Below are 14,881 nucleotides of genomic sequence, written 5' to 3' on the forward strand. Positions count from 1 at the left end.
TCTACGGCACCGAAATTGAGGCCACTGTCTTTTCGGCTTCATCCCGGAGCTCAACACCGGCTATGCCGCCAAGCTGCACGGGCGTAGCCCCAGTGATCTTGATGCGACCACTCGGCGTTGCTGTCCAACCGCAGGTGCGCTCTTCCGCTCCATCCCGGCCCTTCACCCACAGGTAAAGCGTTCCTTCAAGCGGCATGCTCCTGCCTTCAACCTCAAGCTCCGTGCCCCAGGCCTTCTTCACCATGCCTACTGTCAGCTGCAGCCCCGTTTCGGACTGTACCGAGTAACTGGCATCCGGTTTTGGTGGCTGGTTCAGCAGCGGACCCGCAAGGAAACCAAGTGCCAGGCACGCAGCGGCGACTGCCCCCACGAAAGCCACCCACCGCCGTCGTGATTTTCTCCTACGTGCCGAAAGATCAATCAGGATTTTCTGCGGCAGAGCTTCCCGGCCCGGTTCCAAGGGTGAGAGCGCGCCAGCGGTACCCGTGAGGGTGAGTGCGATGGCGTCGGAGGCAGGAACGGCGTCCAGCAGCGCGGGGAGGCTTTCCAACTGCTCGAGTTCGCGCCGGCACTGGGCACATCCAGCGAGGTGCTCTTCAAAGGTGCGGGCTTCCTCGGGGTCCAACCCGCCCAGCAGGTATGCGCCCAGCAATTGGTGGACGGAGTTGCCGTTCATCGTTCCACCCCCATTTCATCAAGGATTGTTCGGAGGGCTTTCACAGCATAGAAAGCCCGGGATTTCACGGTGCCGGCAGGGATGTTCAGCTGCAGTGCTGCCTCGCTGACGGTGAACCGCTGGTAGTGCAGGGCCACAAGGACCTCGCGGTGTTCGTGACTGAGCCGCAGGAGCGCCTCTTCCATGAGGACGCGGTTCAGGAGTTCATCAACGCGTTCGGTCGCAACATGGTCTGGAAGGTCGTGCTCGCCTGCCTCAACAGGGCGCCTCTGGGCCTTCCGGTAGTTGTCGATGATGACGTTGCGGGCCGTCCGGAAAAGGTAGCTGCGCAGACTGCCCGTGATCTGCGGGGCATGCTGCCAGACCTTGAGGATGGTTTCCTGCACGACGTCGTCGGCCTGGTGTACGTCCGACGTGCAGCTGAGTACAAAGCGCTTCAGGGCCGTGCCGTGATCGCGGTAAATCGCCGCCACGACGTCCTCGTCCAGCGGCATAGCCACCTCCTTCGCACTGTTGCTGCTGCCCTACCCCCATACGACGCCGCGCGTGCGGAAAAGGTTCAGCTGCTTGAACCATTCTTCCCCCACTGGCGTCGTAGGGGTTAGCGCCGACCCATCCCGGCCGGCCCCGTCAAAGGAGCTAAAGATGAGAAATAGACTCAGCGTTGGAATCGGCGCAGTGGTTTTCGCCGTGGCTCTTGCCGGTTGCGCGGGAAGCCCGGGGACGAGCACTACGTCCTCTGCCGCTCCAACCACCGCCACGTCCTCGACGGCACCCACCACCGTGTCGCCTACCTCCAGTCCCGCCACCGCGGGTGCAGAGATGAAGGTTGCATCTTCCAGCGCAGGGCAGATCGTGGTGGACAGCAAAGGCATGAGCCTGTACTTCTTCACCAAGGACGTCAAGGACTCAGGAACCAGCGCCTGCACCGGCGCCTGCCTGACGGCTTGGCCAGTATTCACGACGACGTCGGATAAGCCAGCCGTTGAAGGCGTCAGTGGCACCGTGGGAACCATAGCTACCCCTGACGGGAAGAAGCAGGTCACCCTCAATGGCATGCCGCTGTACTACTACGCCAAGGACAAAGCACCGGGCGATGTCACCGGCCAAGGCGTCCAAAGTGTCTGGTACCTGGTCAGCCCGAGTGGGGAGATGATCAAGGGGGCTGCGTCGGGTTACTGAGGTTCGGGTTCCGCCGCCGAGTTCGCGGGAACCCTTCCGTATAGCCGGAACCTTCCCTGCGAGCGCGCAGGTTTCCCGCGAACTCACGCCCGGCACCATCACCTGAACGCCCGAAGTATGCGCTCCTTAAAGGCGCGCTCTTGAAAGAGGTCCTGCCATTCGACACGAATAAACCGCCAGCCCTCCTCAACAAGTGCCTTCTCCCGTCGCCGCTCCTGGAAGATGACCTCATCCGTAGGTTTGTAGTCGAAGTATTTGGTTCGTCCGTCGAACTCCAAGGCCAGCTTTTCCTCGTCCCATGCGAAATCCATGCGATGGCGCCCTAAGCGGGACTGAACTTCGAATTGTGGCTGTGGTGGCTTAATCCGCAGCCTTTGCAGCAACTCACGGGTCAGCGTTTCGCCCGCAGACTCGGAGCGGGTATCCGCGTTGTCCAAGGCCTTGCGCAGCGTACGAATTCCCCGCCTTCCGGCAGACGCCGCAGCCATGTTTGAAAGTGTGCTGGTGTCTGCCCCCAGTCTCAGCCCATGGTCCATGATCACCAGCGCTTTGGGATAACTAAGCATCCTGGCACAGTCGGAAATGGTTCGCTCAAGGCTCGTCGTACGCAGCCCTTGAACCTCCACGACGTCGTCCTCGGTGAACTTTTCTGTGTGTCCCCGGACATCCCTGCCCCAACGGTCGGAGGAAGGCCTGGTTTGGTGCAGGACATGAACCTTGTCCTCCACACCCCATAGGAACAGACCATGGAGTCGTGCCGCCGAAAGATGGCTGTAGACGAAGCCACGCGTTGACGTTGTCAGGGTTCCATGAGCGTGCGCCACAATCCGTGCCTTGGCTTGTCCTCTCGCACCCAGGGCGTTCCACCTGCTCGCCCTGACATAACAGCCGTACCTCAAACGACGCACCTCACCGGAGTCCACCAGCGCCTTGATGCCTCGACTGTTGAGACCAAGGCGGAGCAACTCGTCGGTTCGCCACATGTTCCCGCGCTCGGGTAGTGAACGGGCTTTCAGGACGGCGGTTTCAGTAGGTGTTGGATCCATCGATTCAGCATGGCGAGCTCACATGGGATCGCAGAAGCACCGTGGCACGTTATGTGGATAACGGAGCGCCGATACCGCTGAAACGGTGCGAGAACGCGGAAGGTTTGCCTGCGTGGCCGCAGTGTTCCAGCGAAGTTCGCCCACAGTACACGACGCGCTCGGGCTACCATCGGGTCATGGGTCAGATCCCCGGGCTACGCCGATTTCATGCTGCGGGACGTCGTGGGAACGCGCCAGGATCGCCGGAACGCTACGGCGATCCCGCAGCGTTCCGGCGATCTCGGCGAGGCGAGGCGAGGCGAGGTGAGGTTTACGCGTCCGTGAGCTCCTCGGACTCCTCGAACTCCACGGCAGCGATGATTTCCTTCGTCTCCGGGTGGATCATGAAGGCTTCCTCGTCGTCCTCCACCATGATGTAGTCGCCGTGGTCGGTGGAGAAGTGCCAGGCGAGGGTCTTCACGCCGTCGTGCTCGTAGTTGGGGTCCCCCATGGTGATCTTCCGGAGCGCGTAGCCGGCGACGTCGCACAGTTCCCGGATGATGACCTCGAACTCGGGCGCGTTGGCGAGGGCTTCTTCGTCTGCTTCAGCCTGGCGCTCGGCAAGGTCTGGAATCAGGGCAACTCGCCCGGCAATGTGTGCTTCCAACTCCCCGTCGGAAAGAACCAACAACCCGGACTGGTTCCGGAGGTAAGCGGCGTTGAGTTCGATGATGTCTTCCTCTTCCAGCAATGCCTCGAATTCGCCGTCCAGCTCGTCCAGCACAACAACAGCCGCGAGAGGGGTTTCGGACTCGTCCAGGTCGCCGTCGAGGTAGGCCTCGGCCTCGCCCTCGCTCAACTCATCAAAGGCCGCAGCTGTACGGTTGAACAGGTCCAGGTGCCGTGTGGCACCCATGCCTTCCAAACCGGCCCGCACATAGGCGTCCAGCTCTTCACGCTCGGGAGCGGTGAACACGTACTGGGCGAATCCACCGGCCAGTGCCTGGGTCAGGTAGAAGTCAACAAAGTAGCTGTTGAGCGCAGCGGGCGCGATTTCGTCGCTGTTGAGGAGCTCCTGGTACATCTGGTTCACGACATTGACGTTGGAATCCACTACGTCTGCATTGCCGGCTTCGAAGCTGGTCTTGTTCAGGACGACGGGGTACTCGTTGGTAGTCATGGGAAATCCTCACTGCTGAAAGCTGTTGGTGCTCCGGACCCTTTCAACGTACGCGTGGGAGCAGCGCCGCAATCGAGGTAGAGGTTAACAGCGGGCGAAGTTTGGGAGCCGTTTTCTGCTGACTAAGATTGAGCAGATAACCTCCTGCCGAAAGTAGCCCGACGCATGCCGTCCCACACAGACGAAACCTGGGAACTGGCCATTCAGACTCCTGCCATTAACGACCGCTCCTTGGCGGCCGGGTTGGCCTATGCCATGGGCAGCCGCGTGAGCGGAATTTCTTTCGATTCGGCCACCGGCCTCTTGCTTGGCAAGGTCCGCGGCACCGGTCCGCAACCGTATTCGACGTCGGCAAAGCTGGTTCGAAAGCCCAGTGGCTGGAGCTGCACAGTAGGAATTTGCAGCTGCCCGGTCCGCAAGGATTGCAAGCATGTGGCCGCGTTGCTTTTCACGGCTGAGGACCACCCGACCATCCGCGCCCAGCTGTTGTCGCAAGCACCCGGAATCCAGACCTCGCGCCTTGTTTCCTCCGAGCAGGGCGGTTCCGCCCGGCCGGCATGGGAGCAAGCCCTCAACAGGCTGATCGCGAAGCCAGGCACTGCGCCCAGCACTGCCGGAATTCCGTTGGCCCTGCAGTTCGAGGTTGAGGAACCGGCCGCCCACTTCTCCTACACAGGCCGCCGCGACCCCATGCGCAGCGTCCGGCAACTCAAGGCCCGCCCCGTCATGATGGGAGCCAAGGGCAAATGGATCCGCGGCGACGTCTCCTGGAACAACCTCAGCTACGTCAGTTTCCGCCGCGAATTCAACGAGGCACACGTCGAGTGGCTTCAGACTTTCCTCGCTGCGCATGGTTCCAGCAATGGTCGCCAGCAACCGTCGGGCGCCATGTGGTTGAGCCTGAACGATTTTGCCGCCAAGAACCTGTGGGCGCTTCTCGCCGACGCCTCAAAAGCCGGCATTCCGCTCATTCACGCCGCTGGTAGTGAGCCTGTCCACGTCGAGACCCAACCCGCCGTCGTCGGGCTTAGTTTGGCGCGCCTTGAAGCGCCAGGCGCCAAAGACCACAAGCAAACGCCCGACGGCGGGCTGCAGCTTTCGCCGTCGGTGACGGTAGGCGGCGAGCAGATCGATGCCGGAACTGTGGGCTTCCTGGGCAAGCCGGCGTACGGGATCTTCTTCACGCATTCGGGTGCCGAAACCCTGCCCGGGGTGCCGCAGCAGAACAACCTGATCACGCTCGCCCCGATTGAGGGCGGCGTCAGTGACGAACTGCTCGAGTTTGTCACCGAGGGCGAGACGCTCTTGATTCCGGCTGAGGACGAGAGCCGGTTCCTGACCTCGTTCTACCCGAAGCTGCGGCAGTCAACGCCTGTCAAGGCAGCGGATGAATCGGTTGAACTCCCAACTCTGGCGGTCCCCACGCTCTCCCTGCTCGCCAATTACGGCACCGACCATAAGGTCCGGCTGCACTGGGAGTGGCATTACAAGTCCGGCACGTTGGTCACCGCTCAGCCGCTGTGGCGGCACCCCGACGATCGCGGCTACCGCGATGACCCGGAGGAAGCCCGGATCCTGGAGTCGCTCGGGCGGCCGTGGGACGTGGTTCCTGCCTTGGCGGAATCGGCCACGGGTGGCTGGGGCACTCCGCGGCTCGCGGCTTCGGCTGAGCTTTCCGGACTGGACACGCTGGCCTTCACCGAGGAGGTCCTGCCAACGCTCAAGGACCTGCCCGATGTGGTGGTTGAGACCTCCGGCGACATCGCTGATTACCGCGAGGCCGCCGAAGCTCCCGTCGTCTCCATTTCCACCAAAGAGACGGCGAGCGGCGACTGGTTCGATCTTGGCATCGTCATCACGCTCGAAGGCGAACCCGTCTCGTTTGCCGCGGTGTTCTCAGCCTTGGCTGCCGGGATGAGCCGCATGCTGCTCCCCAGCGGCGCCTACTTCTCCCTGGATCTGCCTGAACTGCACCAGCTCCGTGCGTTGATCGACGAAGCCCGCTCCCTGCAGGACAACCCGGACAACAAGGACGGCACCCTGCAGATCAGCCGCTTCCAGGCCGGGCTCTGGGACGAACTCGCGCAGCTCGGCATCGTTGACGAACAGGCCGCGGCGTGGCGCGAAGCTGTTGGCGGACTGCTCGACGACGGCGTGACCGGACTTCCGCTGCCGGCAGGCCTCAACGCTGAGCTGCGTCCGTATCAGCTTGAAGGTTTCAACTGGCTCAGCTTCCTGTTCAAGCACAGCCTTGGCGGTGTGCTGGCGGATGACATGGGCTTGGGTAAGACCGTTCAGGCGATCGCGCTGATCTGTGCGGCCAAGGAGATGGCTGCTGCTGCTGATACGGCTGACGGCGGTATGACCGCGGACAGCCCGCCCCGGGCCCCCTTCCTCGTGGTGGCCCCCACCAGTGTGGTGAGCAACTGGGCCGCCGAAGCGCAACGGTTCGCTCCCGGACTCGTGGTGCGGACCGTCGGTGAAACCTTCGCCAAGAGCGGCCTTTCACCCATCGACGCATTGGCGGGCGCCGACGTCGTTATTACTTCCTATGCCTTGTTCCGCATTGATTACGATGCTTACGCATCATTCCAATGGGCCGGTCTCATGCTGGACGAGGCGCAGTTCGTGAAGAACCACCAATCCAAGGCTTACCAGTGTGCGCGCAAGCTGCCGGCCCGGTTCAAACTGGCCATCACAGGCACTCCGCTGGAGAACAACCTCATGGAGTTCTGGGCGCTGACGTCTATTGTGGCGCCCGGGCTGTTCCCTAGCCCTAAACGGTTCGCGGAAAACTACCAAAAGCCCGTTGAAAAGAACGGTGATTCAGCGCAGTTGGGCAAGCTCCGGCGTCGTGTCCGTCCGCTGATGATGCGCCGCACCAAAGAGCAGGTCATCAAGGATCTGCCGCCCAAGCAGGAGCAGGTCCTTGAGGTCGTGCTCAACCCGCGGCACCAGAAGGTTTACCAGACACATCTGCAGCGTGAGCGGCAGAAGATCCTCGGGCTGATCGACGACGTCAACAAGAACCGCTTCACGATCTTCCAGTCGTTGACGTTGCTGCGGCAGTTGAGCCTGGATGCTTCACTGGTGGACTCTTCGTTGTCAGGAGTGCGGTCGTCCAAGCTCGATGTGCTGTTCGAACAGCTGGAAGACCTGATCTCCGAGGGCCACAGGGCGCTGATCTTCAGCCAGTTCACGGGATTCCTGGGCAAGGTGCGTGAGCGTTTGGATGCCGAGGGCGTGGAGTACTGCTACCTCGATGGCAGCACACGGAACCGCGGGGATGTGGTGAGCGAGTTCAAGAACGGTGCTGCTCCCGTGTTCCTGATCTCGCTGAAGGCCGGTGGCTTCGGACTCAACCTGACCGAGGCTGACTATGTGTTCCTGCTGGATCCGTGGTGGAACCCGGCGTCCGAGGCACAGGCCGTGGACCGCACGCACCGCATCGGGCAGGCCCGGAACGTTATGGTCTACCGGTTGGTTGCGAAGGACACCATCGAAGAGAAGGTCATGGCGCTGAAGGCCAAGAAGTCGCAGCTGTTCGCGGATGTGATGGAAGGCGACGCCCTGGCTGGTGGCTCGTTGACGGCGGAGGACCTGGCGGCGCTGTTCGCGGAGTAATCCCCCCAACTAGCTCGCATTAGTGGCTCTATGAGCCCTCATTGCAAGCACTAATGCCGGTCAGTCGTCCAACCGCACCCCGCGCAGCAACAGCATCGTTCCGCCCACTGCGACGGCTGAGGCAAGGAAAACTCCCGCCGCACCGAGACCTACCGCCACAACACCGATGACGCTCGGCAGGACAACTTGGCCCACTCTGTTCCCGGCGAGCCTCAAGGCCAGCGCGCGTCCGCGTTGCCCTTCGGGCGCTTGGGCTGAGAGCCAGGACATGGTCAGCGGTTGTCCGATTCCCAGCCCGAGGCCCAGGAATGCCATGACAATGAACAGCAGCCATACGGGCATCGGAATGGCCGCTACCGCCAGCGAGGCCGTGGAAACCGCAAGGCTCAGGACCAGCAACCTCATCCGTCCCAACTTCCGGGACATGTTGCCAAGCCCAATTCGGGAGACCATCGAGAACGCGGCGCGAACAGTCAACATGAGACCGACTGTGGCCGCAGTCAGGCCCCGTTCAGCGCCAAGCGCAGGCAAGTAGACCACCGTAAGGTCCACCACTGCCAGCACCGTGGCGCTCGTTGCCAATGCCCGGACCACGCCCGGCGTTCTCAACAAGGACATGGCGCCACCCTTAGGGCTGTCCGCTGTTTTGGCCTTGCTCCTCCGGCCACTGACTCGGCCGGAGATAACGAACGTGGTCAGGAACAGCACCAGGCCCATGCCGACCGACAGTATGAAGATGGCCTGCGTATTAGGCCGCACAGAAGCGCCGCCTACCAGCGAAATGGCCAGCGGACCAAGGGCCTGGCCCAACGAGGCTGCGAACGTCAGGTACCCGAAGGCCGAATCGAGCCGGGTGGAGTTCGCATTGTTCGCAACCACCGCCTGCTGCCCCACCACGCAAGCCAACTGCCCGGCGCCAAGAAGCGCAGTTCCGGCCACCAACGCGGGAACGGACGTTCCGAAGAACAGCAGAAAAGCGGAACAACCCAGCACGACGGCGGACCCGATCGCCATGAGCCGACGCTCACCGAGGCGATCCACCAGTCCGCCAATCGGCAGCGCGAGGAGTAGCGGGAAGACTGCGTAACTGGCAGCGAGAAGACCGAGTGCAAACCCGGGGACATCGAGTTCCAGGGCCCGGTAGCTGGTGGCTGGCCGTACCAGGAAGGTGACGGCCTGGATGAGGGCCGAGTGGATCAGGAGTGCCGTGGACGAGCGTCGTCCGAGTTCGCCGATCATTCGACCACAAGGCCCGCGCCTGAAATGGCACGCATCGTCTCGTCACGGGCGGCGATGACGTGCTCGAACGCGATCTTCGCCGCCTTGTCTGGCTCCTTTGATGCGATGGCTTCCACGAGTACGCGGTGATCGGCAAGAGCCTGTTCCCGGCGCTCACCGGAATTGTTGGTGAAATGCCGGTATCTCTCAACCTGGCTGGAGATCTGGTCATGGAAGCGTTGTGCCCACGAATTCCCGGCGATACCTGCGATGGTGGCGTGCAGTGTCACCCCGTATTTCATGGCTTCATCAGCGAATCCCACCATGGCCGCATTTCGTTCAAGGATGCCCTGCAGCTTTTCGATATCGTCCGCCGTCGCCTTGGCACACGCTTCGCGGGCCATCAACGATTCCAGTGCTGCCCGAACGTCGTACAGTTCGGCAATCGCCGTCTCATCCAGCGCCGGAACCACCACTCCCCCGGTGGCTTGCTGCTCCAGGAGGCTCTCCGAAATCAAGCGCCGGATAGCTTCCCTCAGCGGGGTACGGCTGACTTGCAGCGCGGTAGCCATGGCGGGCTCGTAAACGCGCTCACCTGGTTTGAGCTCCAGGCTGAGGATCCGGCGTTTCAGCTCGCTGTAAACGAGGTGTGCCCCGGTGTTCCGTGGTTGTTGATGGGCCATGGGGGCTTCCTTGGGCTAGAAATGTGTACTTGTATACATCTATACACCGTGAGGAAATGCCTTCCAAATCTCCGTGCATGAGGCGCGCGCAGATCCTTCCCTAGAGGGTTTGATGTGAGAGAACATCCGGGTTTTTGGCGGTTTGATGTGAGAGAACATCCAAGGTTGCCTGACCCCAATCGGATGCTCGCTCACATCCGTCCGGTTCCAGACGCAAAAAGGGGACCAGTTCAACTGGTCCCCTTCGTCGCATTCAAGGGCTGCTGGGCCGCGGGCGTCGTTAGCCGCGGCAGAGCTCGCCATACTTGGTGCCGGCTTCCTGGTAAGCGGCAGAGAGCTCGCCCATCTTGTTCTCGCGGTCTTCCTTCGCCTTGGCGTCCGTCGGCTCTTCCTTCACGAGTTCATCCGAGTATTCAAGGATGGCCGTGACCACGGGCTTCATCTCGTTGGAGGCAACGGATTCAATGGGGCGGATGGCGTTTGCGACGCGAATGGTCGCGGTCTTGCTGGCGTTGCTCGGGAGGCTGGCAACGGCGACACCCACCCGGTCACACGTTTCGGCGGTGGTCAGCTGCGGCGAGGAGCAAGCTGATGCCGTGGCAAGCAGCCCGGCAGCGATCAGGACAGTGGTGAGTTTCTTCATGATTCCCTCAATAGTCGGCGCGTCCCTTCGATTGTAAACAGAGCAAGGGCGAGGCCGCGCATTGGGACCCGTATCGAACAGCACCCCTCCCTGGCCTAGGCTGGAGAACATGGCGATCATTCACAAGGCAACCCTGTCCCCGTCCAAGCTCGAACTCATCGCTGGTTACCTGCCGACGCAGCCCTGGTTCATCCAGGATGGCGCCCCGGAGCTCGTTGGGGCTTACCGTTTTGACGACCCCGCGGGCGAGGTCGGACTCGAGACGCATGTCGTCGCCGCGGGAGAACGTATCTACCAGGTCCCCCTGAGCTACAGGGGTTATGAACTGGCCGGCGCTCAAGAATGGCTCATCGGCACCATGGAACACTCCGTCCTCGGCAAGAGGTGGGTCTATGACGCCTGCGCCGATCCCGTTTATGTCAAAGCCCTCGCCACGGCGATCCTCACGGGCCAGGAAGAAGCCGCACTGATCGTCGACGGCGAGCGTGAGCCCCGGCCCAGCACGGTTAACGTGAAGGGAAGCGGAACGCTCGACGCCGGTGTTCCCGCCTTAAGTGCCTCGGCCCCGGTATCGGGCAGTGGCGTGACCATCATTGACGCAGGTGAGCTTCGCTTGAAGGTTGCCCGGGTTGTGGATGTCGCCGCTGAGGTCCACAGCGAGTTGATCCTCACCGGCAAGTGGGCCGGTCTGGAGAACCCGGTGGAGCTGGCAGCCCTGGTGCGTTCCTAAAGGGGCACCGCGCCTAAAGGGCATTGTGTTGGGGCACCTGTTGGTCCAGCAGCCCTCGGCGTAGTCTGGCAACGGGGCCATCTACTCTGTGAAGGGTTCACATGTACAAAGCACAAAACATCATTCCCGCAGTCCAGGACCTCGCCGGCGAGTGGGTGAAGCATGCTGCTGAGGGCACGTCGTCACAAGCGGATGCAGTTGTGGGATGGGCGTTGTCCCGGATCAATCATGCCGATGTCCCATCTGTGGTGCACGGCGTCATGCTCACGCTGACTGGAAACCGTAAGGCCGCAAAAAGGGCTCAGCGTACAGCTGCCAGAGCCGTAAAGAGGACAACGCAGACTTTGAGTCGGCGAACCAGTCAGCGGAGTTCACGCCGTGGCGGATGGCTGGTTGCCCTTGCTGCGGCTGGCGTCGGGGCGGGCCTGGTGCTCGCATGGCGGATGATGGTGCCTCCCGGCGAGCCCGTCCCTGCCAAGCCAGCGACGCAGACGACGACCGCTTCCACCCAGGGCGACCCCGCTGCGTCGTCTACGGAAGTGCCCCCGGAGACGTACTGAAGCTGCGGGATCTCTGCCGTATTAGTCCGGCTTGCCGTCTTCGTGTCGCCGTGTCCTTCTCCTGAGGACCATCCGGCTGAATAGTAAGTAGGCGCCTGCTCCTGCCAGCAGGAATCCGACCACACCCACAATGACGAGTTGCGTGATGATGCCGGCAATGACCATCGCGAAACCGGCCAAAACTGTCAGGACACCAAAAACTGAGCGCGCCACCGCACCGCGCGGGCGCCCCGACTTCAGCTGAAGGTCCAAGTCAGGATCCGATGAAGCGAGATCCCTCTCAAGCTCTTCCAAACTCCTGCGTTCTTCATCCGACAACGACATCGGAATCTTCCCTCACTACACGAGCATAGGACGCTTTCCAGCGCCTACACGCCAACCACCAGCACGTGCCCTTCTTGCCGTGCTATGACTTTATTATCGTCCTTTTGTGGCCACTATCCACAGCAGAAGCCAGCCTGAACAGACCTACCCGGCTTCGGGTGCCGGGGCCGTCTCGTTGAGTACGCGCAGCGCGTTGAGCGTACGGGGGTACCCGATATAGGGCAGCAATTGCGTGATGACGTCGAGCATCACCCCGCGGCTGTTTCCTACGTTCAGATTGGCCATAACGTGCCCCTTGACCTGCGGCTCGCAGCCGCCAAGGGAAATGAGCATGGACAGTGTGAGGAGTTCACGTGTGGGAACGTCGATGCCGGTACGTGTCAGAAAATCACCGAAGCAGTTTCCCGCCAGGTAGTCCTGGAAGTGCATCTCATCAGCGGAAGCAGCGGCACGCATGTCATCGATGCGTTCTGCGCCTGCGATCTCCCTCTGGATAGCCAGGCCTTTCTCCCCCCGGTCTTTCGGCGTGGTGGTGGACTGGCCCGTCACAGGCAGCTCCACCCCGTACTCCTTGAGGATTTCGTTGGTGGCGTGCAAGAAATCGGAAACTCTGCCCATGCCGACATACGGGACTGCCTGGTAGACAAGTTCCTTCACCTCTACCGGGGTCACCCCCACCGTAAGGGCGGCGCCTAGCAACGCGCGGTACTCCCCCAGTCCCTGCGACGCGATAAGAGAGGCGAGCTGAACCATGAGCCTCGTCCTGGTTTCCAGTTTTCCGTGACTCAAAACCTCGTCGAAGGCGAAGTTGTTGAAAACCTCCACGAGCTCGGGGTCGGTAACAGCCAAGGCGGGCAGCTGACCGGGGAAGAGTTCGTCGTGATTGCGTTGTGCGGTTTCGCTGGGTGCCATCGTGGGCCTCTCTTTCATTGAATCATTAGGCGATGTCATTGCCGGCCACGGGCCTGGGCCAGCGCACATGGATACGGCGAGGGCGAACCGTCCGGAGATGGGTGTCTTACGGGGGCGAAGCGGCGATTTGGCTGGTATTGCTGGTTGAGGTCACCTATCAATGACACTCCTTTTGGTGGCGGCGCGGGAGTGTCCCCTGTTACAGGTTCCGGGAGTACCTCCCTCGCCCGCAGTGGGGTCCCGTGCGGGTAAGCGCCGGAGCATACTGGGGGTATGAGCGACCGCGAAGATTTCCTTGCATGGGTCACGTCCGATCTGCGACACGCGGAACTGGCCCTCCACAACGGCGACCCGGCGCCACGCCGGGCGATTTGGTCCCGCAACGAACCGGTCAGTGTGCTGGGTGCGTGGCGCAACGCGTTGGGGCAGCATGCCCTGAACGACCTCTTCACCGGCCTTGGGAAGAGCTTCTCCGACTGCCTCTCATATGAGTTCGAATTGCAGTCATACGACGTCGTGGGAGATATGGCCTACACCGTAGGCCTGGAGCACACCTCGGCGTCCGTCAACGGTGAACCGCGAACATATGTCTTACGAGCCACGCAGGTTTATCGCCGCGAGGACGGCGGGTGGAAGGTGGTGCACCGGCACGCCGACACCGTGACGGGGTAGGGGCCTTATTGCTCAGGCCGCGGCCTCCACACCACAACGGCTTGCGACCGCCCACGCGGGCGCTGACCGCGGGCCAGGCTGACGACGTCGCCGGCTGCTCCCGCTGCGAAAATGCGGGTGTCCAAGGGGCTCCGGCGCCGGGTCAGCTCTTCTGTCAACTCGGCTACCCGGAATTGCAACGCAGCTACTTGGTTTTCAAGGTCCAAAATGCGCTTGATGCCTTCCAGCGAGACGCCGGACTGCGAGAGGCGCTGAACCTCCCGCAGCTTGTCGACGTCGTTCTGGGAGTACCGCCGGGACTTCCCAGGCGCGCGGCTGGGCGAGACGATGCCCAAGCGGTCGTACTGGCGCAACGTCTGCGGATGCATGTCGGCAAGCTCCGCGGCGACGGAGATGACAAAGATCGGCTGGTTGACGTCGATTGCCATGACCGTCTCCTTACAACCGGGCCTTCGCGGCCAGGTCGTGACGCGGGTTGGCATCGGTGGTCGCGGCAGCAAATGCCTTCACAGCCTCTTCCGCTTCCTTGTTCAGGTTCTGGGGAACGGCGACGTCGATAGTCACCAGAAGGTCACCGGTGGCCTTGGACGTCTTCACGCCGCGGCCCTTGACCCGGAGGGTGCGACCCGACGGTGTCCCGGCCGGGACGCGTACCTTGACGGTGTCGCCGTCGAGCGTTGGAACCTCGATGGTGGCGCCCAGCGCAGCTTCGGCGAACGTGACGGGAACGTGGATGCGGATGTTGTCGCCGTCGCGCTGGAAAAACTCGTGCGGCTTCACGTTCACCGTGATGATGAGATCGCCGTTGCCTGCCGGACCAACGTTGCCCTTGCCGCGTTGCCGGACCTTCTGCCCGTCTTTGATGCCCGCAGGGATCTTGACGTCGATCACGTGGCCGTTGCTTTCCCGCAAGCTCACCGTGGTGCCCTTGATGGAACCGGCAAACGAGATGGACGTCGTCGCAGTGCGATCCGAGCCCTTCTGCGGTGCCCGCTGGAACCCGGTCTGGCCTCCACCAAAGCCGCCACCAAACAGGTCAGCAAACTCCGGAGGAATACCACCGGCACCGGCAGGCTGACGCGCGCCGCCACCAAACAAACCACCGAACAGGTCCTCGAACCCGCCGTTGGCCCCGGCACCACCACGCCCGGCCCCCGCACCGGGAGCGAACCGGGCACCACCCATTGCACGGATGGCGTCATACTGCTGCCGGTCCTCAGGACTCGACAAGACAGAATAAGCCTCGGAAATGTCCTTGAACTTCTTCTCAGCAGCAGCATTCCCGGAGTTGGTATCCGGGTGATACTGCCGCGCCAGCTTGCGGTAAGCCTTCTTGATATCCGCGTCGGACGCGTCCTTGGCGATACCAAGGATCGCGTAAAAATCCTTTTCAACCCAGTCCTGGCTGGCCAAGAGCGTTTCCTTTCGTTGGGGAACGAGATGGCAGTTCGT

16 protein-coding genes are annotated in these 14,881 nt (G+C 62.1%); 5 read left to right on the forward strand and 11 right to left on the reverse strand.

All coding sequences use genetic code 11. The features are described from left to right. Position 1 precedes the first annotated feature (1 nt). Positions 2–676, reverse strand: coding sequence for an anti-sigma factor family protein (locus ACZ5G6_RS20435; protein WP_223934623.1), 675 nt, complete (start codon positions 674–676; stop codon positions 2–4). Continuing rightward, positions 673–1,170, reverse strand: coding sequence for a sigma-70 family RNA polymerase sigma factor (locus tag ACZ5G6_RS20440; protein ID WP_498687703.1), 498 nt, complete (start codon positions 1,168–1,170; stop codon positions 673–675). Before ACZ5G6_RS20440 ends, ACZ5G6_RS20435 begins: the two co-directional genes overlap by 4 nt. A 151-nt stretch (positions 1,171–1,321) precedes the next feature. Between ACZ5G6_RS20440 and ACZ5G6_RS20445 the strand changes: the two genes are divergently transcribed. Beyond that, positions 1,322–1,858, forward strand: a complete 537-nt coding sequence (locus ACZ5G6_RS20445; protein ID WP_223934625.1) for a COG4315 family predicted lipoprotein — start codon at positions 1,322–1,324, stop codon at positions 1,856–1,858. A 98-nt stretch (positions 1,859–1,956) separates the two neighbouring features. On the opposite strand, the gene ACZ5G6_RS20450 is transcribed toward ACZ5G6_RS20445, so the two are convergent. After that, positions 1,957–2,904 (reverse strand): type IV toxin-antitoxin system AbiEi family antitoxin domain-containing protein, encoded by a 948-nt coding sequence (locus ACZ5G6_RS20450; RefSeq protein WP_498687704.1) that lies wholly within the window; start codon positions 2,902–2,904, stop codon positions 1,957–1,959. A 310-nt stretch (positions 2,905–3,214) separates the two neighbouring features. After that, on the reverse strand, positions 3,215–4,063 hold the full coding sequence (locus ACZ5G6_RS20455; RefSeq protein ID WP_498687707.1) for a DMP19 family protein: 849 nt from the start codon (positions 4,061–4,063) through the stop codon (positions 3,215–3,217). A 165-nt stretch (positions 4,064–4,228) separates the two neighbouring features. Here ACZ5G6_RS20455 and ACZ5G6_RS20460 point away from each other — a divergent pair, with 165 nt between their 5' ends. Beyond that, complete coding sequence (locus tag ACZ5G6_RS20460; protein ID WP_498687709.1) at positions 4,229–7,687, forward strand: DEAD/DEAH box helicase; 3,459 nt, start codon at positions 4,229–4,231, stop codon at positions 7,685–7,687. A 60-nt stretch (positions 7,688–7,747) separates the two neighbouring features. On the opposite strand, the gene ACZ5G6_RS20465 is transcribed toward ACZ5G6_RS20460, so the two are convergent. The 3 genes from ACZ5G6_RS20465 to ACZ5G6_RS20475 all read right to left on the reverse strand — a co-directional run bounded on the left by ACZ5G6_RS20465 (position 7,748) and on the right by ACZ5G6_RS20475 (position 10,231). Further along, positions 7,748–8,926 carry an MFS transporter gene (locus ACZ5G6_RS20465; protein ID WP_498687713.1) on the reverse strand — a complete coding sequence of 393 codons (1,179 nt, stop codon included), beginning with the start codon at positions 8,924–8,926 and terminating at the stop codon, positions 7,748–7,750. Then, positions 8,923–9,588, reverse strand: coding sequence for a GntR family transcriptional regulator (locus ACZ5G6_RS20470; protein ID WP_498687715.1), 666 nt, complete (start codon positions 9,586–9,588; stop codon positions 8,923–8,925). The genes ACZ5G6_RS20465 and ACZ5G6_RS20470 overlap by 4 nt, the downstream gene beginning before the upstream one ends. A gap of 280 nt (positions 9,589–9,868) precedes the next feature. Beyond that, positions 9,869–10,231, reverse strand: coding sequence for a hypothetical protein (locus tag ACZ5G6_RS20475; protein WP_223934631.1), 363 nt, complete (start codon positions 10,229–10,231; stop codon positions 9,869–9,871). Positions 10,232–10,340: 109 nt separating this feature from the next. Here ACZ5G6_RS20475 and ACZ5G6_RS20480 point away from each other — a divergent pair, with 109 nt between their 5' ends. Both ACZ5G6_RS20480 and ACZ5G6_RS20485 read left to right on the forward strand, forming a co-directional pair. After that, entirely contained in the window at positions 10,341–10,961 is a 621-nt protein-coding gene (locus tag ACZ5G6_RS20480) for a CG0192-related protein (RefSeq protein ID WP_498687718.1), read from the forward strand. 101 nt (positions 10,962–11,062) lie between these two features. Beyond that, positions 11,063–11,521, forward strand: coding sequence for a hypothetical protein (locus ACZ5G6_RS20485; RefSeq protein ID WP_498687722.1), 459 nt, complete (start codon positions 11,063–11,065; stop codon positions 11,519–11,521). Between the two features lie 21 nt (positions 11,522–11,542). Here the strand turns inward: ACZ5G6_RS20485 and ACZ5G6_RS20490 are convergent, their stop codons facing one another. Then, positions 11,543–11,845: a DUF3040 domain-containing protein gene (locus ACZ5G6_RS20490; protein WP_223934634.1), complete on the reverse strand. Its 303-nt coding sequence runs from the start codon at positions 11,843–11,845 to the stop codon at positions 11,543–11,545. Positions 11,846–11,989: 144 nt separating this feature from the next. After that, positions 11,990–12,757, reverse strand: a complete 768-nt coding sequence (locus tag ACZ5G6_RS20495; protein WP_498687726.1) for a carboxymuconolactone decarboxylase family protein — start codon at positions 12,755–12,757, stop codon at positions 11,990–11,992. A gap of 273 nt (positions 12,758–13,030) precedes the next feature. Here ACZ5G6_RS20495 and ACZ5G6_RS20500 point away from each other — a divergent pair, with 273 nt between their 5' ends. Further along, positions 13,031–13,429, forward strand: a complete 399-nt coding sequence (locus tag ACZ5G6_RS20500; RefSeq protein ID WP_223934636.1) for a nuclear transport factor 2 family protein — start codon at positions 13,031–13,033, stop codon at positions 13,427–13,429. 5 nt (positions 13,430–13,434) lie between these two features. Here ACZ5G6_RS20500 and ACZ5G6_RS20505 read toward each other — a convergent pair whose 3' ends face one another. Both ACZ5G6_RS20505 and ACZ5G6_RS20510 read right to left on the reverse strand, forming a co-directional pair. Continuing rightward, the gene (locus tag ACZ5G6_RS20505; RefSeq protein ID WP_223934637.1) at positions 13,435–13,857 is read right to left on the reverse strand and encodes a heat shock protein transcriptional repressor HspR; all 423 of its coding nucleotides are present in this window, start codon (positions 13,855–13,857) and stop codon (positions 13,435–13,437) included. Between the two features lie 10 nt (positions 13,858–13,867). After that, entirely contained in the window at positions 13,868–14,842 is a 975-nt protein-coding gene (locus ACZ5G6_RS20510) for a DnaJ C-terminal domain-containing protein (protein ID WP_498687728.1), read from the reverse strand. Positions 14,843–14,881 lie beyond the last annotated feature (39 nt).

This window comes from Arthrobacter sp. TmtSoilC51 (genome assembly GCF_055388015.1).

Coding starts and splice junctions, on each gene's coding strand:
- ACZ5G6_RS20435 (WP_223934623.1), bottom strand. CDS start 676: ATGAACGGCAACTCCGTCCACCAATTGCTGGGCGCATACCTGCTGGGC.
- ACZ5G6_RS20440 (WP_498687703.1), bottom strand. CDS start 1,170: ATGCCGCTGGACGAGGACGTCGTGGCGGCGATTTACCGCGATCACGGC.
- ACZ5G6_RS20445 (WP_223934625.1), top strand. CDS start 1,322: ATGAGAAATAGACTCAGCGTTGGAATCGGCGCAGTGGTTTTCGCCGTG.
- ACZ5G6_RS20450 (WP_498687704.1), bottom strand. CDS start 2,904: ATGGATCCAACACCTACTGAAACCGCCGTCCTGAAAGCCCGTTCACTA.
- ACZ5G6_RS20455 (WP_498687707.1), bottom strand. CDS start 4,063: ATGACTACCAACGAGTACCCCGTCGTCCTGAACAAGACCAGCTTCGAA.
- ACZ5G6_RS20460 (WP_498687709.1), top strand. CDS start 4,229: ATGCCGTCCCACACAGACGAAACCTGGGAACTGGCCATTCAGACTCCT.
- ACZ5G6_RS20465 (WP_498687713.1), bottom strand. CDS start 8,926: ATGATCGGCGAACTCGGACGACGCTCGTCCACGGCACTCCTGATCCAC.
- ACZ5G6_RS20470 (WP_498687715.1), bottom strand. CDS start 9,588: ATGGCCCATCAACAACCACGGAACACCGGGGCACACCTCGTTTACAGC.
- ACZ5G6_RS20475 (WP_223934631.1), bottom strand. CDS start 10,231: ATGAAGAAACTCACCACTGTCCTGATCGCTGCCGGGCTGCTTGCCACG.
- ACZ5G6_RS20480 (WP_498687718.1), top strand. CDS start 10,341: ATGGCGATCATTCACAAGGCAACCCTGTCCCCGTCCAAGCTCGAACTC.
- ACZ5G6_RS20485 (WP_498687722.1), top strand. CDS start 11,063: ATGTACAAAGCACAAAACATCATTCCCGCAGTCCAGGACCTCGCCGGC.
- ACZ5G6_RS20490 (WP_223934634.1), bottom strand. CDS start 11,845: ATGTCGTTGTCGGATGAAGAACGCAGGAGTTTGGAAGAGCTTGAGAGG.
- ACZ5G6_RS20495 (WP_498687726.1), bottom strand. CDS start 12,757: ATGGCACCCAGCGAAACCGCACAACGCAATCACGACGAACTCTTCCCC.
- ACZ5G6_RS20500 (WP_223934636.1), top strand. CDS start 13,031: ATGAGCGACCGCGAAGATTTCCTTGCATGGGTCACGTCCGATCTGCGA.
- ACZ5G6_RS20505 (WP_223934637.1), bottom strand. CDS start 13,857: ATGGCAATCGACGTCAACCAGCCGATCTTTGTCATCTCCGTCGCCGCG.